This window comes from Stieleria magnilauensis (assembly GCA_007753675.1).
GTDB classification, from domain to species: Bacteria; Planctomycetota; Planctomycetia; order Pirellulales; family Pirellulaceae; genus Stieleria; species Stieleria magnilauensis.
In genome coordinates this window covers 6217205-6239694 of the sequence record CP036432.1, presented here as the reverse complement: position 1 = coordinate 6239694, position 22490 = coordinate 6217205, and the positions used below count along the sequence as shown (strand labels likewise).

The 22490-nt window shown below is 59.6% G+C and carries 17 protein-coding genes; 9 read left to right on the top strand and 8 right to left on the bottom strand.

Annotated features, from left to right (window positions below):
* Positions 1 to 103: 103 nt before the first annotated feature.
* Positions 104 to 793, bottom strand: coding sequence for a nucleotidyltransferase family protein (locus TBK1r_RS22290; RefSeq protein ID WP_419581586.1), 690 nt, complete (start codon positions 791 to 793; stop codon positions 104 to 106).
* Here TBK1r_RS22290 and TBK1r_RS22285 point away from each other — a divergent pair.
* Positions 770 to 1585, top strand: a complete 816-nt coding sequence (locus tag TBK1r_RS22285) for an XdhC family protein (RefSeq protein WP_145215630.1) — start codon at positions 770 to 772, stop codon at positions 1583 to 1585. The genes TBK1r_RS22290 and TBK1r_RS22285 overlap by 24 nt on opposite strands.
* A gap of 681 nt (positions 1586 to 2266) precedes the next feature.
* A complete protein-coding gene (locus TBK1r_RS22280) occupies positions 2267 to 3334 on the top strand; it encodes a 3-deoxy-7-phosphoheptulonate synthase (protein ID WP_145215627.1) in 1068 nt (355 codons plus the stop codon).
* Positions 3335 to 3595: 261 nt separating this feature from the next.
* Here the strand turns inward: TBK1r_RS22280 and TBK1r_RS22275 are convergent, their stop codons facing one another.
* From TBK1r_RS22275 to TBK1r_RS22260, 4 genes are all read right to left on the bottom strand, one after another.
* Complete coding sequence (locus tag TBK1r_RS22275) at positions 3596 to 5053, bottom strand: DUF1501 domain-containing protein (RefSeq protein WP_145215624.1); 1458 nt, start codon at positions 5051 to 5053, stop codon at positions 3596 to 3598.
* A gap of 40 nt (positions 5054 to 5093) precedes the next feature.
* Entirely contained in the window at positions 5094 to 8348 is a 3255-nt protein-coding gene (locus tag TBK1r_RS22270) for a PSD1 and planctomycete cytochrome C domain-containing protein (protein WP_419580269.1), read from the bottom strand.
* Between the two features lie 289 nt (positions 8349 to 8637).
* Entirely contained in the window at positions 8638 to 9246 is a 609-nt protein-coding gene (locus TBK1r_RS22265; RefSeq protein ID WP_145215622.1) for a sigma-70 family RNA polymerase sigma factor, read from the bottom strand.
* A 57-nt stretch (positions 9247 to 9303) separates the two neighbouring features.
* A complete protein-coding gene (locus TBK1r_RS22260) occupies positions 9304 to 10572 on the bottom strand; it encodes a PQQ-binding-like beta-propeller repeat protein (protein WP_145215619.1) in 1269 nt (422 codons plus the stop codon).
* Positions 10573 to 10742: 170 nt separating this feature from the next.
* On the opposite strand from TBK1r_RS22260, the gene TBK1r_RS22255 reads away from it, so the two are divergent.
* The 4 genes from TBK1r_RS22255 to TBK1r_RS22240 all read left to right on the top strand — a co-directional run bounded on the left by TBK1r_RS22255 (position 10743) and on the right by TBK1r_RS22240 (position 14939).
* On the top strand, positions 10743 to 11513 hold the full coding sequence (locus TBK1r_RS22255) for a 3-keto-disaccharide hydrolase (RefSeq protein WP_419580268.1): 771 nt from the start codon (positions 10743 to 10745) through the stop codon (positions 11511 to 11513).
* A gap of 313 nt (positions 11514 to 11826) precedes the next feature.
* The gene (locus tag TBK1r_RS22250; protein WP_145215613.1) at positions 11827 to 13167 is read left to right on the top strand and encodes a Gfo/Idh/MocA family protein; all 1341 of its coding nucleotides are present in this window, start codon (positions 11827 to 11829) and stop codon (positions 13165 to 13167) included.
* 34 nt (positions 13168 to 13201) lie between these two features.
* Complete coding sequence (locus TBK1r_RS22245; protein WP_419580267.1) at positions 13202 to 13996, top strand: endonuclease/exonuclease/phosphatase family protein; 795 nt, start codon at positions 13202 to 13204, stop codon at positions 13994 to 13996.
* Between the two features lie 37 nt (positions 13997 to 14033).
* Positions 14034 to 14939: a metallophosphoesterase family protein gene (locus TBK1r_RS22240; protein WP_145215607.1), complete on the top strand. Its 906-nt coding sequence runs from the start codon at positions 14034 to 14036 to the stop codon at positions 14937 to 14939.
* A 116-nt stretch (positions 14940 to 15055) separates the two neighbouring features.
* Here TBK1r_RS22240 and TBK1r_RS22235 read toward each other — a convergent pair whose 3' ends face one another.
* The gene (locus TBK1r_RS22235; RefSeq protein WP_145215604.1) at positions 15056 to 18025 is read right to left on the bottom strand and encodes a DUF7133 domain-containing protein; all 2970 of its coding nucleotides are present in this window, start codon (positions 18023 to 18025) and stop codon (positions 15056 to 15058) included.
* A 178-nt stretch (positions 18026 to 18203) separates the two neighbouring features.
* Here TBK1r_RS22235 and TBK1r_RS22230 point away from each other — a divergent pair, with 178 nt between their 5' ends.
* Positions 18204 to 18962, top strand: a complete 759-nt coding sequence (locus TBK1r_RS22230) for a GDSL-type esterase/lipase family protein (RefSeq protein ID WP_145215601.1) — start codon at positions 18204 to 18206, stop codon at positions 18960 to 18962.
* 23 nt (positions 18963 to 18985) lie between these two features.
* Here the strand turns inward: TBK1r_RS22230 and TBK1r_RS22225 are convergent, their stop codons facing one another.
* Positions 18986 to 20398, bottom strand: coding sequence for a coiled-coil domain-containing protein (locus TBK1r_RS22225; protein ID WP_145215598.1), 1413 nt, complete (start codon positions 20396 to 20398; stop codon positions 18986 to 18988).
* A 17-nt stretch (positions 20399 to 20415) separates the two neighbouring features.
* Positions 20416 to 20799, bottom strand: a complete 384-nt coding sequence (locus tag TBK1r_RS22220; RefSeq protein WP_145215595.1) for a DUF6384 family protein — start codon at positions 20797 to 20799, stop codon at positions 20416 to 20418.
* 159 nt (positions 20800 to 20958) lie between these two features.
* Here TBK1r_RS22220 and TBK1r_RS22215 point away from each other — a divergent pair, with 159 nt between their 5' ends.
* Together TBK1r_RS22215 and TBK1r_RS22210 are read left to right on the top strand one after the other, a co-directional pair.
* The gene (locus TBK1r_RS22215; RefSeq protein WP_145215592.1) at positions 20959 to 22176 is read left to right on the top strand and encodes a cell surface protein; all 1218 of its coding nucleotides are present in this window, start codon (positions 20959 to 20961) and stop codon (positions 22174 to 22176) included.
* 4 nt (positions 22177 to 22180) lie between these two features.
* Positions 22181 to 22447 (top strand): hypothetical protein, encoded by a 267-nt coding sequence (locus TBK1r_RS22210; protein WP_145215589.1) that lies wholly within the window; start codon positions 22181 to 22183, stop codon positions 22445 to 22447.
* Positions 22448 to 22490 lie beyond the last annotated feature (43 nt).

The window sequence follows — 22490 nt, the reverse complement described above, 5'->3', positions numbered from 1 at the left end:
CGCGGCAGAAATGTGGAAGTCGATTCATCCGCTGTTGAGTTTAACAGACCGTTGCCGCCAAAGTCGCCTCGGCTTTCCGGAGGGGAAACGCAAAATCGGCGTCTCAGCACCTCTTCTTTTTCCACCCCTCAGGCAACGCGTCTCGCAAACGTTCGTATTCCTCGGGTGTATCGACATCCACCACACGTTGTTCGGCGGGAAAGGGAACGGCCAGTTGCCGATTCCGTTTGACGATCCGGTCAATGCCCTCGTCGGGGCCGAGTTCAAAAATCTCCGCCGTCAGCGGCCAGGGCAACAACGCCGGGTGCCCCGGTTTGCCCCCGAATTCTGGGACCACGATGGTCGAGGCATCCGATTCGGCCGCGATCAGCCGGTCGATGATGCGGGGGGAAAGCGTCGGCACGTCCGCGGGCGCGATGAAACAGCGATCATGAATTTTGGGTGTGAATCGGGTTTGGATTTCGCGCAAGGCACACTGCACCGACGTCTTCATCTCCAGTGGATCGTCGTTCGGGTGGACCAGATGCACGCGATGTCGCCGACACGCTTCGGTCAGCGCCTGGTCGTCGTTCCGCACCACGACGACGACTTCGTCGACTCGGCTGTCGGTCCAAGCCGCCAGGACCTGATCGATCAGCAATCCGTCGCCCCAGGGCAACAGCAGTTTCGCGCCGCCCATCCGCTTGCTTCTTCCTGCGGCAGGAACGATCGAATAACATTTTGATGGCGGTTGGTTCACAGCGGAGTCGAGATTCGGAGCGAATGCGAGATGACGTATGATGTCGTGCAACATCATCAGAGACTGACGGCGCTGCTGCAATCGGAAACACCGTTTGTGACCGTGACGTTGATCGACATTCGCGGCAGCGCCCCGCAAATCACCGGTGCCAAGGCAATCGTGACGGCCGAAGGCATCGAATCGGGGACCATCGGTGGTGGAAAGATCGAAGCCGCCGCGATCGAGCATGCCCGGCAATTACTCGCCACCGCCTCGGGAACCAGTTGCGATCTGGTGACCTGGAACCTGCAAACGGACATCGGCATGACGTGCGGCGGTGAGGTCAAACTTTTTTTCGAAGTCCACGGCAAAGTCGACTGGCCGATCGCGGTGTTCGGTGCCGGGCACGTCGCCCAGGTGCTGGTCCCCTTGCTGTGCCAATTGCACTGCCGCGTCACCTGCATCGATCCGCGATCGGATTGGTTGGCAAAGATTCCCGATCACCCCAAGCTGACGAAACGATGCGTCGAACGCCCCAAAGAGCTGGTCGGCGAGCAACCGTCGGGGACGTTTTTCGTTTTGATCAGCAAGGGCCACGCGACGGACTTGCCGGTGCTTTCGGAGCTGCTGACGACGCGAGACGCACCGTACATTGGTGTGATCGGCAGCCCCCAAAAGGCGAGCGTGTTGCGGCGCGAGCTGAAACAGTTGAACGTCTCGCCGCAGAAAATCGATTCCTTTTGCTGCCCGATCGGTCTGCCGTTGGGCAACAACACCCCCACGGAGATCTCCATCAGCATCCTCGCGCAATTGATCCAGAAACGTGATGAACTCGGGGTGCTGCAACACAAGGTCAAGCGGTTTTGACGCGACGGTCGGCTCGCGGGGCGTGGGCGGGCGAATGGCTGCCCACGCGATATCGTCCCTCTCTCCGCGTTCCCGACTGCGGTGTTTCGACCCTTCCGGGCAACGCTGTGAAGCATTTATTCCCTGCGTTTGACGAGGTGTTCGCGGCAGGGCGCAAGCCCTCCGGTCCCTCATCGTTCCCGAAACACCGGTGGGCTCGCGCCCTACCGCTAAAAAATGCTTCACAGCGTGGCCTTCGGGGCGTCAGCCGGGTGACCGTGGAAGCACTGCACGGGGGAGCGTCGGGGGAATCGGGGCAGACGTCGGGGGTTGACGATTTGGTCGGCTTGGGGTGCAATTCTTTGGTTCGCTGGCCCTCGATCAGCGTGGCGTCGGCATTGTTTCTCTGATCATTCGGCCCGTGATCTTTCGGCCCGTCGGACCATGGTTCGTGTTCGCCGACGATTCCATCGCCGAGAAAAACGACGATCGTGCGGATCCGGGCCTTGCCCCCAACGTCATTCATCACGGAAGAGGAAACAGGATCGCGGCGTCGCCGAGCCCACCTCTTCCCGTCGCTTCCACATTCAACCGACCAGAATTCTCACTACCGAGTTCCCCGTTTTTGATTATCGTCAATAGTGGACGGCCTCCCCTGGAACCGCGCGAGACATTCTCGAAATTACACGCCCCAGTCGCTCGATGACACAAAATACTCAATCGTTCGCCATTGATGATCTACGCATCGGTTCGATCAAGAAACTGATGCCACCGCAAGAATTGATGGCAGAGATTCCGGCGGACGAGACCATCGCAGAAACGGTTTTCACGGCCCGGACCGGCATCCAGCGAATCTTGGCCCAACAGGACGATCGCCTGGTCGTCGTGATCGGCCCCTGTTCGATTCACGATCCCGATGCGGCACTGGAGTACGCGCGGCGTTTGGCCGCCGAACAACAAAAGCATCAAGAGCAGTTGCTGATCGTGATGCGGGTGTACTTTGAAAAACCGCGTACCACCGTCGGCTGGAAAGGCTTGATCAACGACCCCGGATTGGACGACAGCTTCCAGATCAATCGAGGACTGCGCACCGCTCGCGGATTGTTGCGCGACATCAACGCGATGGGGCTGCCGACCGGAACCGAGTTTTTGGATTTGATCAGCCCCCAATACGTCGCGGACCTGGTCGGCTGGGGGGCGATCGGAGCCCGGACGACGGAAAGCCAAGGGCATCGCGAACTCGCATCCGGTTTGTCTTGCCCGGTCGGGTTTAAGAACGGCACTTCCGGTAACGTTCAGATCGCGGTCGACGCGATTTGCAGCGCTCGGCAACCCCACCATTTCTTGTCGGTGACCAAAGAGGGAACGTCGGCCATTTTCGCAACCGCGGGAAATAGCGACTGCCACATCATCCTCCGCGGCGGCTTGCACACCAATTACGACGCGGCGAGTATCGATGAAGCATCGGCGCTGTTGACTCAAGCGGGTCTGCCGGCTCGCATCATGGTCGATTGCAGTCACGCCAACAGCCGAAAGATCACCAAACGCCAACGTTATGTCTGCCGCGATGTCTGCAGCCAACTCAGTGACGGCGACCTGAGGATCATGGGCGTGATGATCGAGAGCAATCTTCTGGAAGGCAAACAGGGCCTGACCGACGGCGACTTGGTGCCGGGATTGAGTATCACCGACGCGTGCATCGGCTGGGAAGAAAGTGTGCTGCTGTTGCAGGACCTGAGCGATGCCGTCGTCGCGCGGCGCGAAGCCTAGTGCTTCTTGTCACCTCGCCTTTCGGGTGGGCGGTAGTGGACGAGGCGACGAGTCCTTGCCAATAGGCCGACTGCAGAGGACTCGTCGCCTCGTCCACTACCCGAAAATTGAGCTGATACGGAATACGAGTGGTTCGTCACTTGCGGTACCGGAGTGCTGGTGCCCAATGCCACTAACTACAAATACCCCGCTTGGTGTCAATGTAGGTGGCATGCGTAGCATGCCCTTCTCGGCAACACCGAGTCAGGCTTGAAATGGGGTTCACGCCAGAATCGGTTTGATCACCGATCCATGCACATCGGTCAGGCGGCGTTCGAATCCGTTGTGGTAATACGTCAGTCGACGATGATCGAGCCCCAGCAGATGCAGGATCGTGGCGTGGAAATCGTACACGGTCGTGACGTCCTCCACAGCTTTGTAACCGAATTCATCGGTTGCACCGTACGTGAACGGCGCCTTGACTCCGGCGCCCATCATCCACGCTGTGAATCCGTCGGGATTGTGGTCGCGACCGCTGGCGCCTTTTTGAAACGTCGGCATGCGGCCGAACTCGGTCGTCCAGACCACCAGCGTGTCTTTCAATAGCCCTCTTCGTTTCAAGTCGCGGAGTAACGCGGCACAGGGTTGATCGAGCACAGGGCCGTGCTTGCTGTATTGCTCTTCAATCTTTTTGTGTCCGTCCCAATTGCTGACGCCTTCGCCGCCGGTCTGGTAGGCGCCGTTGAACAACTGGACGAAGCGGACGCCTTTCTCGATCAGCCGTCGCGCCAGGATACAGTTCTTGGCGAATTGTGCTTTCAGCGTGTTCTCCGCATCGTCGGCCCCGTACTCGCGTAGCGTCGACTTCGATTCAGTCGACAGATCGGTCACTTCGGGGACGGACAATTGCATCTTGGCCGCCAGTTCATAACTGGAAATCCTCGCGGCCAGTTCTTCATCGCCAGGGAACTGCTGCAGGTGTCGTTCATTCAATCGTTGCAAGAATCGGCGAGTCGCGCGATCCGTTTTATCGCTGGTCCCTGCAGGGATCTCCAAATTGCTGAGCGGCTGGTTCGCACTCCATTGGGTGCCCTGGAACGCCGCCGGCAGAAAACCCGGTCCCCAGTTGTTGACGCTGGATTGTGGCGTGCCGCGTGGATCGGGGATGGCGACGTAGGCGGGTAGATTTTCGTTTTCGGTTCCGAGTGCCCAGGTCGTCCAGGCACCCATGCTGGGGAATCCGTCCAGCGTGTAACCGGTGGACATGAAGTTCTCGCCCGGGCCGTGGGTGTTGGTCTTGCCGGTCAACGAATGGATGAAGCACATGTCATCGGCCAGTTCGGCCAACTGTGGCACGAGTTGCGACACCATTTTCCCGGATTGGCCACGCGGTTTGAACTCCCACGGGCTTTGCGTCAGCATGCCCTGCTGGCCTTGGAAGGTGACCAAATCCTCGGCGCCGGGCATCGGCTGGCCGTGGCGTTTGATCAGCTCGGGTTTGTAGTCGAACGTATCGATCTGGCTGCACGCTCCCGAACAAAAGATGACGAGTACGTTCTTGGCCGCCGGCTGATGGTGTGATGGCCGCGCGGCGAACGGACGCGACGGATCGATCTTGGGGCGGATCGGATGGTCGTCGGCCGATACGTTGGGCTGCTGCAACAGACTCGCCAGCGCGATGCTTCCCAAGCCGCTGGCGGTCTGGGAGAGAAACTGTCGTCGGTCCAGAAATGATCTCATCGTGGCGTAAGCTTCTCGCTTGCGTAGGGAACGCACTTTTTCAGGGAATCAACACAAACTCATTGGCGTTGAGCAACGCACGGGCGAATTGTGTCAATCCTTCTTGGGCAATGAACGCGGCGCTGTCGGACAACTCTTCGTCGGTCGGCGGTCGACCGAAACACAGTTGCCAGGCGCGGGTGATTTGTGCCGACGGCGACTCGGCTTCGTTTTCCAACCGCGCCGCCATTCGACCGGCCTGTTGCATGACGAATCGGCTGTTCAGCAAATTCAGTGCTTGCAGCGGCGTCGTGGAACGGCTGCGTTGGGCGACCACCATGCTGGCATCGGGGCAATCAAAGACGCCGAACACCTGGTCCCTTTCTTGACGCACTTTGGTCATGTAGATCATCCGTCGCCAGTCTTCGGGTCCGTATTGTTGCTTGGGATGGTAGTGCCGGACATTTTCCAGTTGCACTGCGAAGCCGCTAAAGCCGGGTCCGCCTGCGGCGTCATGCCGAAGCGAACCGCTGACCGCCAAGATGGAATCGCGGATCGATTCGGCATCACACCGACGCGGTGGGAAACGCCACAGTAGCCGACAACCGGCATCGATGGCCCGCGCGTCTTCGCGCGGCCGATTGCTCTGTCGCCAGGTGTGGGAATTCAAAATCAGTCGATGGATGTGCTTGAGCGACCAATCATGATCGAGCAACTCGCTAGCCAGATAATCCAGTAACTCGGGGTGGCTGGGCCGTGTGCCGTTGTGGCCGAAGTCGCTGGGCGTGTCGACAATCCCCGTGCCAAAATGGAACTGCCACAGTCGGTTGGTAATTACCCTCGGGGTGAGCGGATTGTCGGCGCTTGCGATCCAGTCGGCCAGGGCAAGCCGGCGCGATTGCTCCGGTGCGTCCTGATCCAGCTTCAGCGATCCGAACACTTCGATCGTATCCGGGCCGACGGGTTCGCGACGGGCATCGGGTTCACCACGATACAGCCGATAGGTTGGACCGGGTTGCGAAAATGTTCCCGCGTAGACTTGTGGCGACATTTCAAGTGCCGCCTTTCGCCTGCGGGCCAGCTTGAGTCGATTCAACCGGTGCTTGGCTTGCTGGGCTTCGGCTGACGAGACGGTATCGAATCGATACTGTGCGGCTTCGGTCTGCGATTGACCGTGCGGTCGGCGATCGGCAGAGGATGCCACGCGCGCCCAGTTACCAGGATCGTTTGCGACATCGATGTGATAGTCCGTGGCCAGGCGATCAGAGTACGTTTGCTCGCGGTCGCGTCCCCACACGATGCGATCGATCACGGTCGGCTCAGCGAGTTCGATTTGCACCCAGCCGCCGGCAACGGAATCGACGATCCAGCTGCGGGCATTCCCGTAACGCCCGTCGTTGATGTGCTGCAGCTTGTGCAGCGGGTGTTGGAAATCGCCGGAGGAAGTCGCCTTGGCACCGCTGCTGGCCAGTGCGACGTTCTGGTCGCCGGCGTAAATTTCCAACTCATCAAGACAGGCTTGGGAGCCGGAGGTTTGTTCGATCACAAATCGCACAAAGCGGGCCGAACGCGGGGCGATGCGTTCTTCGTTCTGGTTGGAATTGACGGCCGCACGCAGCGTCGGCGGCACCGCAGGACGCGAGCTATCGGTTTCTGGTTCCGGCTGCAGCACGACGACATCTGCCGTCACGGCGCTGCCGCTGTCCCCGGCGATCAGCACGAGCCGGTCGTCAGGGGCAAACTCATGAACCCCGGCATCGTAAAAGCCACTCCACTTGGCCACTCCATCGACTTCGCCGGATCCGTCGGCCAGCCGTTGTTGATTGACGGAGCAGATTTCGCGGTCGCCCGTCGCTGAACGCAAGACGTATCGCGCGTCGGAGCAGTGGGTGGCGTAGCCCGCGCCCCAGCTGAGCCAGACGCGATGCAGACCGCTGGCATGTGGCTGGTACACGACCGTTTCTTCGCCCGGACGAGCTTTCCACCAGGTGTAATGTTTGCCACCGAAGTCGGCTTCGTTGCGACCTTGTTTCGCCGCAGTCCCGGCGGGTTGGAACACGGGCCGGGCATCCGATTCATCGATCGCGATCGATGCGGAGGTATCTTTGGCAAGGTAGGGCTGGAGTTTATCCGTCAGTTCCGCGATCACCGCGTCGATCTCGGCGAGTTCCTGTTCGGCTTCCTTGGTCGGCGGCAAGCTTCGTTCACCATGTTGCACCCCGGCAAACACGGCTTGCATGGCGTAGTAATCACGTTGACTGATCGGATCAAATTTGTGGTTGTGGCAACGGGCACAGCCGGTCGTTAACCCTAAAAAGGCGGTCCCGGTCGTGTTGATCATGTCGTCCAGTTCGTTCATCCGTTGAACCAGACCGAGTTTGGGGTCTTGGCCCTTGACGATGTCGTGTGGGCCGGCGACCAGGAATCCGGTGCCGATCTCGGCCCCCAATGCGTCGCCGGCGATCTGCTGGCGGATGAAGTCGTCATAGGGTTTGTCGTGGTTCAGAGAATCGATCACCCAGTCACGATAGTGCCAAGCGTTTGGCCGTTCACGATTGGTTTCAAAACCGTTGGTTTCGCCGAACCGGACCAAGTCCAACCAATGGCTGGCCCAGCGCTGTCCGTAAAGCGGACTGGCAAGCACCGTTTCGACCAGTCGCTGCCAAGCGTCGTGGCGAGCGTCTTGAACGAACGCGTCGATTTGCTCGGGCGTCGGCGGCAGACCGGTCATCACGAGGTAAAGCCGGCGTATCAAGACGCGGCGTTCGGCAATCGGTGACGGTTGCAGATCGCTCTCGGCAAGCTTGCGGCGAATCAAGGTGTCGATTCCGTCGCTGTGTCGGACATCCAGTTCAGGACGCCGGATCGGCTGAAACGACCAATGTTTCAGCTCTACGTTTTCCTTTGCCGGTCCGTAACGTTTCGGAGTCGACGCGCCGCCACTGATCCATTGCTCGATCAAGTCGATTTGATGCGGTGACAGCTCACCATCGGGAGGCATCTCCCAGCCGGGCTCGTCGTGCTTGATCAAACGCAACAAATAGCTGGCGTCTGGATCGCCCGGCACAACGGCCGGTTCGCCGGAGTTGCCACCGGCAAGTAAAACCGCCAGACGATCCAGCCGGAACTGGCTGTTCTGTTCCTCGGGTCCGTGGCAGTCGATGCAGTGCTCGCGGAAGATCGGTTCGATGTCTGTCGCAAAATCGATTGCGGCGGCGTTTCCGCTGATCAAGACCAATAAGGCGAGCAAGCAGGCGTCGGCGACGCGCCGTGGCGCAGGTGACGGTCGTAAACCGGGCTTCTCGTGTGAGCTCATCACGTTATCACCGTCACGTGTCGGGTTGTGTGCATCGACAGGAACGCCGAACCATCTGACATGATAATCGCTTCGGAACATGGACGGGGATGATCGGGGGGCGGGTGTTGGGGCTGGTCAGAAGATGGGTTGGTCAAAAAATGGGTTGGTCAAAAAATGGGGGCAGAAGATGGGGGCATGCACGTTGCTGGGAGGGTTGGTCGCATTCCATTTTTTGACCCTCAAATGTTTTGACCACTGACTTGCCACACTCAGCGTGTGTAGCGGGCCAGGCTGCTTGTTATGACCGTCACTCGTCGGCGTCCATCAGTTCCTGCTGGCAGGTTTCACGGATGAGGTGCAAGCGTCGTTCGATCGTGCGTTCAGAGCATCCCAATCGTTGCGCGAGTTCGGCGTTGGAGAGGCCTTCCATTTTTCCGACCGCGATCTCTCGCAGTTGCCCGTCACCCAAATGGGAGAGCAGCTCCTCGACGGCTTCGGTCAACGTCAGCACCATGTCCGGCGTCGGTTCGTCGCCGATCACTTCGATCAGAGCGTCTTCGTCGCCCGGTCGTCCGGTCAGCGAGAGTGTTCGTTGGCCGCCGCCCCGGCGTTGTCGGCGGTCCCGGCGGCGTTTGTCGATGACCTTTCGCGCCGACATTTTTAACAACAATCGCCACAAGTCGTCGCGATCGGACATCTCGGGGAATCGGCCCTGCTCGGCCGCCCGATAGAAACTTTCGAAGACGCTGACGACCACGTCTTCTTCATCGGCCACTGCCCGGTTTTGTCCGCGAAGATGATTACGGACGTTTCGAATCAGACGATCGTAGTAGTGGCGCCACAGCTCGGCCGCCGCGACCGAATCGCCGACTTTGACTTGATCGATCCAGCGGCTGACGTTGCCGTCATCGGACATCGGCGATCGCCCCCTTCAATGTGGCGTACGCTTCCCGCTTGCGATTCGTCTCCAAGATCACTCCACGCACCATAGTTTCCGGTTCGTCCTGAGGTAGATCCGTCCACCGGCGAGCGCTGGAGTCGCGTTGCTGGAATCGTTCAGGGGGCACTCGGCGATCGGTGTGAACTCGTCCGGCGAAAGGCGAAACACGATTGTGGTTCCGGATTGATCGGTGGCATACGCTGTCTGGCCGGCCATTGCGACGGAGCCCCAGAACGCAGCCTTGTTGCGTTCCTGCCAGACCGTCTCGCCCGTTTTGGCGTCCAGGCAATCGATCAGATTGGGGCCTGCCCCGACGCGGTAGACAAAGCCGTCTCGCATGATTCCGGTGCCGATCGATTGGGGATTGCCTTCGATCCGCCAACGTTGATTTTCGGTGATGTCGCCGCGCCCGTTCATTTCGAACGCCATCGTTGGGCCTTTGAAACCGGCGTTGAACACACACAGGTCGCCTTCGATCATCGGGGAACTGTAGGCCAGGTCGCCGCGATCACTGGTCACACGGAAGAACCAAACGACGTCACCGGATTCAACGTCCAGTGCCAAGATGCGTTGATGCATCGCGACGATGGCCAGTTGACGCCCGTCCCGTTCGATCGGCACCGGCGTCGACCACGTGCCCATGTACTTCCCTTCCGCGTTTCGCTCGCCGTCGCCCGCGACCGGTTCGTCATGCCGCCAAAGCGTCTCGCCCGATTTGACATCGAATGCGGCCACGAAGACTTGTTTGCCGGGTCCGGAGTTCAAGATCACACGATCACCGACGATGACGGGGCTGGAACCGTAACCCCACATGTGCCGGAACTCGCCCAGGTCGCGCGACCAGAGGGGAGCGCCGTTCATGTCGTAGGCGTGCAATCCACCGGTGGCATGCCAGACAACCACGCGCGATCCATCGCAGGCGGGCGTGGAACCGGCGTAAGGATTCGTCTTGTGCGTCGGCATTTCTTCTGCCAGCGTCACCGTCCGGGACCAGCGTTGATGGCCGTTGTCGGCATCGAAACAGATCAGACTGCGGGCGAGGCCTTTGGAGTCTTCGGCGCTGCAGACGAAGACGTTCCCATCAACCACAATCGGGCTGCCGTTGCCGGGTTGCGGCAAGGCGACGGACCAACGCACGTTTTCGGTGTCGCTCCATTCGGTCGGATAGTCAGCCGACGACGCCACGCCGTCCGCTTGCGGTCCACGGAACTGTGACCAGTCGCCGGCGGTGACATCGGCGGCTGGAATGAGCAGGCTTGAGAAACAGGCGACACAGGCAAACACGACACAGAAGCGATTCATCGGACGGTTCTACCGGTTGGGGACATGGCTAAGCAAGAGAGCCGGAAAATCCAGGCAAAGTCTAATGGCTGGGCGAGAAGAACGCAAAATCGATGCCCCGCCGGGCGGGACGGAGTAGAATGACGCGCCCTCGCTGCTTCCCACCCACCGACCCTACCCAACGCCCTGTCATGAAATCAATCCACGCCCTGCTTTTCCTCTCCGTTTCCTTGGTCGCTGTGACCACCTCCGCTGCGGATCATGTCGGTGTCGGAGCTGAGCCGATCGAGGGTGCGGAAGTCATCCTCGACGGGACCCGCGACATGTTGGACGAAAAATGGACGTACTGGGAAGGGCCGCGTTTCAGTTCGTCGTTGCCGATCAAATGGAAGATTGTCGAGGACCCCGTCGACGGCGGCACCTGTGTGATGACCGACGATCGGGCGGCCGACGGAGGCAAGTATGGCACGGCCGACATCGTGACGAAAAAGCCGTATCGGGATTTCCGGTTGCACATCGAGTTTCTGATCATGAAGCCCGGCGGCAACAGCGGCGTCTATCTGCAAAACCGTTTCGAAATTCAAGTCCTGGACGGCGACAAGTCAAAGCACGGCATGGGGGCGGTGATCAACGAAACGGAATCGCCGTACCACGCCTACAACGGTGTCGGCAAATGGAACGCCTATGACTTGGTCTTTCGCGCCGCCCGTTTCCGGGACGGCAAACTGGTCGAAAAACCGATGGTGACGATGTACTTCAACGGCAAGAAAGTTCACGTCAACCAAACGATCAACAAAGTCTGGGGCGGACCGAATTCGGGCGTCGACGGCGGAAACGACAACGGGTTTGGGATCACCGACACGCCCCAAGGCCTGAAACTGCAATGCGAAGGCCATGATGTGCGCTATCGCAACGCCTGGATCAAAGAGCTGATGCTGGACGAGCTCGAAACGGACTTCTAAATCCGAGATTTGCCCAGACGCTGACCGGCCTGTGGATTGAATCAATGTTCCCCAATCATTAGGCGTGGTCCGATGGGCTGATGACGATGGGTGATCAACCGTTTGCTGATCGCTCTTGGATGTGAATGCGGCGGCGGAACGACGCGGCGCCGACGGCAGTTTGTTTCTCGCCCGTGTCAAGGCGACTCCGTCATCGCGGGAGCATTCGACCGCCCGATGAAACTGGCGCCCGCGGAAGCGAGTATGCTGAACGTCTCCGTTTCCCCAGGGGCAACGCGTGTTTTTTGAACCTCACGATCGCAGGACCAATGCCATGACCAGCCGTCGTCAATTCTTGCAGCAATCCCTCGCCGTCGCCGCGCCGCTGGTCGTCAGCCCCGCCGTTCTCGGAGCCGACTCGCCCGGCAACCGAATCAATGTCGCGTTCATCGGAACCGGAAACCAAGGAATGGGGTTGCTGAAACGATTCCTCGCTCGCGATCTTGGCAACGTGCTGGCGGTGTGTGATGTGAACGAAGGGAGTTTCGGGTACAAGGAGCCCGATCACTTCTACGGACGTTTGCCGGCCAAGAAGATGGTCGACGCTGCAACGGAAAAGAAGGCGAAAGGTGGTCGGTCGACCAACTGCGACGCGTATGCTGATTTTCGCGAGGTGCTTGATCGCGATGACATCGACGCCGTCGTTGTGGTCGTTCCGGATCACTGGCACCGCATCATCACGGTGATGGCATTGGAAGCCGGCAAAGACGTCTATTGCGAAAAACCGCTGACGTTTTCAGTTGCCGACGGACGTCAGATGATCGATGCGGTTCGCAAGAACAATCGCATCCTGCAGACGGGCAGCCACGAACGATCCAACCCGGTCAGTCGGTTTGTCTGCGAAGCGGCCAAGGCCGGAAAGATCGGACGAATCAAGCGGGTGATCACGAAGGTCGGATTCAATAATAAAATCAGCCCACCGCCGGGCTGGAAACCGATGCCGGTGCCGAGCACGTTTGACTATCGCAGCTGGCTCGGCCCCGCCCCCGACGCACCCTATCACCAGGACCGTTGTCTGTATCGGTTCCGGTTTCATTACGACTACTCCGGCGGCCAGATCACGAACTTTGGTGCCCACTGCAACGACATGGCGCACTGGGGCATGGGGCTGGACACCGGCGGGCCGACGGAGATTGAATGTCAAAACGCGAGTTTCCTGCCCACCGGCAGTCTGTTCAACACAGCGACTCAAACCCGATTCCGGTGCCTGTATCCCAACGGTGTCGAATTGGTTTGCGAAAGCGGTTCCGAACAGGTGCAAACTCGGTTTGAGGGCACCGACGGTTGGTTGCAAACGGGCTATGACGGGACGTCGGCTTCGGATCCGGAACTGATCGCCGTATGTCCGCAAAAACCGAAGGGGATCGACGACCCGCACAGTTCTCATCTGGCCAATTTCATCGATTGCGTGAAATCGCGTGACGAACCACGCGCGCCCGTTGAAACCGGCCACTCCTCGGCCGTACTCTGTCACATCGCCAACGCGATGATCCGTCTGTTTCCCGAAACGGGGCCGCACCGCGTCGCCAAATGGGATGCCGACAACGAACGTTTTGTCGACGACGACGCGGCCAACAAAATGTTGGTCCGTGAACAACGTGATCCCTGGTCGTGATCACCGCAAATACACCTTTCCCTGAATGTATGACATGCTCAAAACCAGATTGATTCTGATCGCCGTTTGCGCGGCACTGTGGGTGACCACCGTCGCCCGTGCGGACGAACCGCTGCGGTTGCGGCTGCTCAGCTACAACATTCACCACGGTGAAGGGATCGACGGGAAGCTTGATCTGGAGCGAATCGCTCAAGTGATCTTGTCCGTCAAGCCCGACCTGGTCGCGTTGCAAGAGGTTGACCAAAACGCCAGCCGCAGCCGATCGGTCGACCAACCGGCCGAGTTGGCGCGTCTGACGAAGATGAACGTCGTGTTTGGTGCCAACATCCCGCTGCAGGGCGGTCATTACGGAAACGCGGTTCTGTCTCGATATCCGATCGTTCGCCATCAAAATCATCGGTTGCCTAACATCGATGACGGTGAACAACGGGGCGTGATCGAGGCGGAGATTCAGGTGCCATCCTCGGCGAAGCCGATCGTGATGTTGGCGACCCACTTTGATCATCGCCGCGAGGACCAGGAACGGTTCGCGTCGGCCCAAGCGATCGAGCAGTTGATCTCCGATCGCGCCGACCAGCCGGCGTTGTTGTTGGGTGACTTGAATGACGTTGCCGGAAGCCGCACGCTGACGCGGTTGGCGGCTCGTTGGACCAGCGTCAACGACCAGCCCCTGCCGACCATTCCCGTTGCCCGCCCCGCCCGCCAGATCGATTTCATCTTGTATCGTCCCGAGAACCGTTGGCGAGTCGTTGAAACCCGTGTTCTGGAGGAGGCCGTCGCGTCGGATCATCGGGCGATTTTTTCCCTGGTGGAATTATCGCCAAATTGAGGTCTTGCGGAACTTCTCCTATTTAGACGGAGTACCAATGACTGATTCACATTCCCCTGCCGCACCGACCACAGAACGACTCGGCCGCCGGGCGCTGCTTCGAAACGGAACGCTGTTGCTCGGGGCTGCAACGCTCCCGGTCGCTGCCGCGTCGGCTGCGGATGACACCGCCCGCCTTCGTGTCGGACTAGTTACCGATTTGCACTACGCCGACAAGCCTGCCGCCGGCACCCGGCACTATCGGGAAACACGCGGCAAACTTGCCGAAGCCGCTGCCGAATTTGAACGCCAGGGCATCACTTGTCTGGTCGAACTCGGCGATCTGATCGATGCGGCGGAGGAGGTTGAAACCGAACAACGATATTTACAGACCATCAATCGAGAGTTTTCGGCGATCTGTGACGATCGGCACTATGTGTTAGGCAATCACTGCGTCGACACGCTGATGAAAGAAGAGTTCCTCGGCAGCGTGGGGCAAGCAAAGCCGTATTACTCGTTCGATCGCCAGGGGTTTCATTTCGTGGTCCTGGATTCTTGTTTTCGCGCCGACGGTCAGCCCTATGGCCGAAAGAATTTTCAATGGACCGACGCGAACGTTCCGCAAGAAGAACTGGAGTGGTTGGCGGCGGATCTGGCGGGTACCGACAACCAGACGATCGTGTTCGCGCACCAGCGTTTGGACGTCAGCAACAATCACGGCGTGAAGAACAACGCTGACGTGCGCAAGATTCTGGAGGCGTCGGGAAATGTGCTGGCCGTTTTCCAAGGTCACAGTCACCAAAATGACTTGAAAGAAATCCACGGCATCCACTACTGCACGCTGGTGGCCATGGTGGAAGGTTCCGGAGAGGAGAACAACGGTTATGCAACGATGGAGATCCAACAAGACGGAACGATCCAGTTGAAAGGGTTTCGCAAACAGGCCGATCGTGAGTTCGTTTAGTGTTCTTGCGATCAATATTACGTGTTTTGAAACCCGGGTGGGTGTTGTTGTTAGCGGCAGGGCGCGAGCCCTCCGGTCGGTCAACGCGAGCGGCACACCAGCCGCAGCGTACAATCTTACTGGGTCAAGAAAGCGAGTAGATCGGCGACGTCGCGGGCAGTCAGCGTGTCCAGCAGATTCTCCGGCATCGGTGAAACGTCCGAGGGGCGGTGAAGCTGGATGTCTGCTTTCGGGATCTCGACGACTTTGCCGGGGTCTAGCGGATCGGTCGCGAGCTGAAGATTCGACGATCGGTAATCGCCACCAGTAACGACTTGGCCGCTGACGATTTTGCCATCCGTTGTCACCACCTGCACGCTGCGATACTTTTCGGCGATGACGTCCGACGGCGAAACGATCGACGCCAGGATATCGCGTTGACTGAAACGGGCTGCTAACGAAGAGAGGTCTGGCCCCAGAACCCCATCTCGGCCGGCGACGCGATGGCACGACGCACACAGAACGTCGCGGAACAAGGCTTCGCCACGTTCTGCATCGCCCGGTTGTGAAAGCTGATCGAGGGCGGTGACCAGTTCGTCCAATGCCCATTTTCTGACATGCGGCCGGGACACCTGTTTCGGTGTCGCTTGCGAAAGCGTTGACGGTTGGATCAGTGACGCAAGCTTAACGCGTTCGTCTTCGGTCAGTTGCGCGATCGCATGGTCTCGGATCTGTTTCAGCCGGCCGGGCATTCCGGCACCGGAAAACGCCGTCCGTTCCAATTCGCCGAGCGCTTCGAAAAACAGGATGCGATCATCGATCGACCAACCGTCGGGTTGGTGACACAGCATGAACAATGCATTCATCCGATCGCGCTGGCTTTGCCCGGCACGCAACAAGTCCATCAACGGCGGGACGACACCTGCGAGGTGGTGATCGGCAGCCAGTCGGCAGAGTACTTCATGGACCGAGCCCCCGCTTCCCAGCGGCGCGACCGTGGCATGGGGCTCCGTTTCCAGCCAACGCATCAGACGTTGCTTGGATCTGTTGCTTGCCGTTGAATCGACCGTTGACACATCGGCCAGGATCAAGCGGTAGGCGTGCAGCATGGAAAGTTTCCCAAACGACGACAGCGTGTTGAGTGCGATCGCGTCCAAGGCATGAAGCACTGCGTCGTGGTCATCGATGTTGCCCGCGCGGGCGAGTGCCAGCAGCGCGGTCACCTGAGTTTCCGGATCCGGTTCAGACAGTGCCGCTTGGCGCCAGCGGGCAAGGTCCTGGTGTTCGATCGCGATGCGTGCGGCGTTGCGAATCAGCGGATCGGGATGGCCCAACTGTTCCCAGGCGGTCGCCAGGCTTTCGGTGTTCGGGTGATGGAGCGTCGCCAGTTGTCGTCGCAGCGTCCTGGAACGATTTGAAAACGCTTGTCGTTGCGTTTGTTGCTCGGTCTGGGGGGCGGCGTCTTGTGAGGGGCCGACGTAGCGGATGCGGTAGAGAGCGGATTGTGTTTTGCGTCCGCCGGTGATGACCAACAGGTCGCCGTCGGGACTGAAATCCAAGTCGGTGACGTTCAGCGGCCGGCCGGCGAGAAAGGTTTCAACGCGACACGCGTATCCGGCTCCACGCGGGGAAAGGTGACAAGCCAAAATGCGTCCGTAGGCCCAGTCGAGTGCAAAGAGGGCTCGTCGGTAATGCGGCGGGAATGAACTCCGCGCCCCGGATTTGACCGCCGTCGGTGACCCTTTTCCGACGTCGACGGTCGGTAGGGCGTTGTCGCTGTGGTCCGGGAAATAAGGCGGCCATTGCCCGTTCGTGGTCCGTCGCCATCCATAGTCGCCGCCGGAGACCAATTGAACCATGCGGGTCGGGCGATACCAGGGAGATCCCATGTCGTATTCGTTGTCCGCGTCGTAGGTGAACACTTCACCGTCGTCGTTAAAATCGATTCCGAATGGATTTCGCAAGCCCGACGCGACCAATTCCCATTGTGATCCGTCGCGGTCGGTTCGGATCAAATGGCCTTCCTCGGATCGTTGCCCCTTGCGAGCCGCCCGCAGGGGCGAGGTGTGATCTTCAATGTTCTCGGTTGCCAGTTCGACCGAATCGCCATGAATGGAGTAGATCATTCCGTCTGGACCGAGCGCCAAGTCGTTTCTTCCGTGACCGACTTGGCCGGGAAATTCTCGCAACAATTCGACTCGGTCGAACTGATCGTCGGCATCGGTATCGCGTAGACGATACATACCTTTGGAGTTGTTGGCGTTGGCGTACAGCGCGTCGTAGGCGTACAGCAAGCCTCGGCATTCTCGCAGCTCGTCGTTGATCGTCTCGACCGCAGTGATCCGTTTTCCGTCACGCGACAGAGTCATCCGCAACAGCCCTTTGTCTTCACGTGCGATGGTGATTCGGCCTTGGGGATCCAGCGCCATGCTGACCCATGAACCTTCGTCCGGTCCGGCCGAGCGAACCAGATCGACTTCGAAACCCGGCTGCGTCACAAAGGTTGCCGGGTCGGTTCCCGCATCCGCTCCGCTGGCCCGACGCCATTGTTCGTAGTCTTCGAAGGGCGAGATCTGGGCGAGTTCGGAAACGTTCCAAAACTCCGGTGCGACGCTTCCCAAGGAAACGGCGGCGCCACGATTCGTCGCCCAATCCTCACCGCTGGCAAGGGTCTCGATCGATCCATCCGCGTAGACCACTTCCAGGCTCATCGCGATGGCGGCAGGTCCATCGCCGCTGGTGCAGTCGAGCGACACCTGATTCGTTCCCGTGACAAGCCGGTCGGTCACGTCCCACTGCATCCAGGGCGCGTATTCATCCAACTGGGCCAACGGTCGTCGGTTCAAGGTCACCGAGCATCGGGTGAAGTCTGCGGCCAGATGCATCGTTGCACGAGCGACCGCCGCCCGGACCTGGAATGGTTTTGAAAACGTGACGCGCTGACCGGCGACGCGATCTTGGGTGCCCCAGATCCAGGCGGGGCGGGCGTTTGGGTCGACGCTGGCGATCTCGTCGGCCCTGACGTGTTCGCTGCCGACGGGAAACAATGGTCCACCGCAGAGAGTCAGGGTGACGAAGACGAACGCGATGGGGTGCGGATGAATCAATGGAACGCCTCGGTAAAGTGGGACGACTCCATAGGATACGCGATACGATCGCAGCGTGGACCAATGGAGTCTCAGCGGTACCGCGGGGCGGCCAGGCCGGGGCGAGTTGGACTATGATGTGCCATTCGTTCACCGAGAGACTTTACCTGTTGACATTCCAACGAATGGGATCGAGTTGATGATGCGTTTGTTCTTGTTGTTTGTGACGTTCGTTGCCGCGGTTTCGTCCGGTACCCTGAATCTGGTCGCCCAAGACGGCCAGCCGGAGGTATCGAAAAGAGCCGAGGACTTGTTGGCGCCCTACCGCGCCGCGGCGGAGAAGAAATGGGCGGACGACATCGCTGCGTTTGACGAACTCAATCGGACGGAATCGAATCCCGATGACGCAATCTTGTTTATCGGCAGCAGCAGCATCCGCCGCTGGTCGACGATGGCCGTCGACATGGCCCCGTACCGAACGATCCGTCGCGGGTATGGGGGTGCCAAGTTCACCGACATGGCCGTCTTTGTCGATCGATTGGTGTCGCCGCACCGGTATCGTGCGATCGTGATGTTCGTCGGCAACGGCGTGGTCGGAAACCCGGACGATCACACGCCCGACCAAATTGAGGCACTCGCCCGTCACATCGTCGCGGTGTCACACCAGCATCAGCCGGGCGCCCCGTTTTTTTTGATCGAGATCACGCCGTGTGAAAAGCGGTTTGACGCCTGGGGCAAGATTCGCGCGGTCAATGCACGGCTTCGCGAGATCGCACTCTCGACGCCCAACACCTATTTCATTCCGACCGCAAGCCATTACCTGAAATCGGATGGCACGCCGCGAGCGGAGTTGTTCGTCGAAGACAAACTGCACCTCAGCGAGGCCGGTTATGACCTGTGGTCGACCTTGATTCGCCGTCGGCTGGACGACGTCTTCCGCGCGATCGCGGCCGAGTAACCCAAAAAAGCTCCTGACGCTTTTTAGTGGCCGCGGCGGCGGGCGGCTCGGTCGGTGTGGTCCTTTTTGGATGCTCCGGTGGCGAGTGCCATCGCACCGGTCAAGACTTGGGACATCGGGTTTGAGGCGACGTTGCCCAGCTGCTTGCTGAGCGTCGGCCCCCAGCGCTGGGCGCGGCGGAGTCGGTCCCAGAGGTCGTCGATGTCACGTTCGTTCTTGGCCCGATCGAGGAGGTCCGGGACATCCAGCGAGGGTTCGAAATGGGAACGTGCGGCGTCGAACTTTGCCGCGCGGAATCGTTGGAGCAACCGGCCGAGTGCTTCGATGCAGCGCTGCATGTCACGGATCTCGTCGTGATGCCGGCGGGTGTCGCCGTCCAGATCGTCGAGTTTCTGGTCGACCCCCTGGATCCGAGCGACGATTTGATCATCGGTCAGCGAGGGGGTTCGGCGGGCGTTGGAGGCCAGGTCGCGGGCGTCGATCTCGGCGAGCCGTTCACGAATCGCGGACACGGCCTCGCGGTAGTATTCTCCGCGGGTGTCTTCCAGATCCGTCAGCTCGCGCTGGAGCGATTCGGTTTCATCGCGGAGCTTGTCGAGTTCCACGAGTTGACGCTCGCGGCGCTGGCCCAACTGTTCGGCTTTGGCGACCGCGGCGGTCAGCCCGAGTCGCTTGACGACCAGGTCGCGTCGCTTTTCCAGTTCCTCCATCACGGTGTCGAGCGCCGCACGGTCCTCGCCGATCAGTTTGCGCATCTGGTCAGGAGTATCGGCCAGGAACTGGTAGCTCTGTCTGGCTTTGTGGTAATCGATGTATTTCGCCAGCCAACGATCCATCCGGCGTGTGAAGCCGCGTTTGCCGTACTGGTCGGTGCCGTACTTCTGGTCTCTCAGGTAGGTGAACAGGGTGCTGTTTTCGTAGGCCGGCAGTTTTCGCGCGGCGTCCTGTTCGATCTCGTTCAGGTTGGCTTCGGCCCGTTCCAAGGCGGCTTCGGCCATCGCGGCTTGATTGGAAAGTGAAACGAAGGTTTCGTCGGCGGCCAATTCGGATTCGACTTGCGAGGCGAGTTCGTCTTGTTTGGTTTTCGCTTCGTCATAGTCGGCATTGATTTCCAGCAAACGCTCCTCTTGCAGCGAGCGCCGCTCGTTGGCTTCGGCCAGGCCGGCCGATACGCGACGCCGATGGTCTTCTTTTCGCATCAAGACCTGCTGCACGCGATCACGGACTTCGCCCCAAGACGATTCGATCGACTCGCGGGTCAACTCCGGCAGGTAGTATTCCGCCAGATTGATCAGCGCGTCGCTGCGATCGTCACCCAATTGGTCTCGTTGGGCATCGATCGAGGAGAATTCGGACCGCATCTGGTCGATGCGTTGTTGCACGTCTCTGTATCCGTCCATCAGCAGACGGTGCATTGCCGGACCGGAAATCGTCATGTCGCACGTATCCTGGGCTAACCGAAGAGGTACCAAAGGCCGCCGGCGAATCCCGCGACGCCGGCCATCGACCAAAGAATCTTGTCACGCCACACCCAGCAGTGGGCGAGAAAACGTTTCAACCCTGGCGCGGGATCCTGGTAGGTGTGCAGGGTTTCCATGTACTGGCCGATCGCCGCATCGATTTCTGCCTCGGTCACGTTGTCGCCGGACAATCGCGCCGTCCGCATCAGTTTTTCGCGGAGGGCGACGCGGAGGTCATCCCGGCGAAACATCTCTTCGGCTTTCTCACGCTGGTCCCGCATTTCCCGGGCGACGTCCATCACCCGCAGCGTTTCCTGCAGCGTCAGGTGTTGCCCGGGGACTTCGATTTGCGTCTGTTTGGCTTGTGCTTGGCTCATCGCGTTTGATGTGGGAAAACAGGGCGTGGGGGGCGGTGCCCAAGAATACAAGATACCGTCTCGATTGCGTCTGGGGCATCGGTGCGCTAACTTGGTAGGCGTGTTGACGCCCGTCGTCGGTTTCTTTCGCAACCATACATCCGTCAAAGACCCAAAAACATGTCCCAGCAAGCTCAAGCGTCTGCATCGCAATCCCAGTCTCAGCCCCGCGATACGAGCAAGATGCGAAAATACCTCAACGATGCGGTCCAGGTGTTGAAGGATTTCGGCGTCGACAGCAAGAGCGGAGCCCCTCAAGAATTGATTTCCCTGCTCGAAGGCGTCAAGCATCTCGATGAGGCCAAAGTGTTGGCGATCGCCGATGTGATTCAGCACATGGGGGCGTTCAACGCGTTGGTGCGAGAGAATGTCGAGAGCATCGAGGTCGGCAACCGGTACCTGCAGATCTCACAGGAATTCGACTCCGTCCGCGAGGACAGCAAGCGGTTGATCGCCCAGTTGGACGACGGTCGCATCAGCGGCACCGAAAAACTGTCCAACTGGTGGATGAAGATCCGCCGGGGGACGCCCAACGACCGCTTCGAAAAAATCGTCGAAATCTATTCCGACGTCGCCAAGGACACCAAAGAGGCACTCAAGAGCGAAGACCGGATCATGGACGCGTACATCGACTTTCGATTTGCGCTCAAGGAAGCCGAGGTGCTCGCACGCGAGCTGCTCGATGCCCACGCCCCACGGTTGGAAGCGGCTCAAAAGGCATTGTCGGACGCCCAGGAGGCCTTGGACAACTACACCGGCAGCGACGAAGGGGGCAAGAGCCAGTTGGAGCTTGCGCGTGACGAGACGCGTCAGAAGTATGAAGACGAGGACGAGACGTACCAGCTGCTCAAAGACATCGCCGAGAATTTGGAGATCGGTTACGACGTCGGTGAAACGTTGATCAGCAAGTTGAAACAGACGCACGATGTCAAGGAACGCGTCTACCGTCGCGCGGTCACGTTTTTCACGACCAACGAACATGTCTTCACGATCCTGGGCACGGTCTATCAAAGCCAGCACGGGCTCCACGAAGTCACCCAGGCCACCGAAGCGATGAAGGACGGCGTCAACAAGGGGTTGGAAGACGTCGCCAACTTGGGGCGTGAACTGGAACGCGCTGCGTTGAAGGCCGGATACGGCAGCACGATCAATCCTGAATCGGTGCAGAAACTGGTCGATGCGATCAGCGATTTTCAAATCGAGTCGTTGGAGATGATCGCTGAACTGCGCAAGGAGAGCGAAGAGAGCACGCGGGCGATTCGCAAAAGCGTCGAAGAGGGCAAGAAGAAGTACCAGGAAACACTCGCCCGACACGCCCGCGACCAGATCAATCGCTGAAGCCATGCCACTTGATCCCCTGAACCTCGCCCCCCTGACCGACGCCCAAAATCGATTCCGGCGCGAATTCAACGATTTCGCCCGGTTATGGCAGGAAACCAAACAGGACTGGCGAGACGATCGCGCGGCCCAATTCGAGCGGGAGTTTCTCGCCCCTCTGGGGCCGAGCCTGTCGCGGTTCGCGTCGACGTTGGCCGAATTCACCGAGACATTGCGGAAATCACAAGCCGCGATCAACGACACCGACCAACGTTCCGGCGAGCTATACTAGTAGTCTCTCGCAGCTCAATTTTCGGGTAGTGGACGAGGCGACG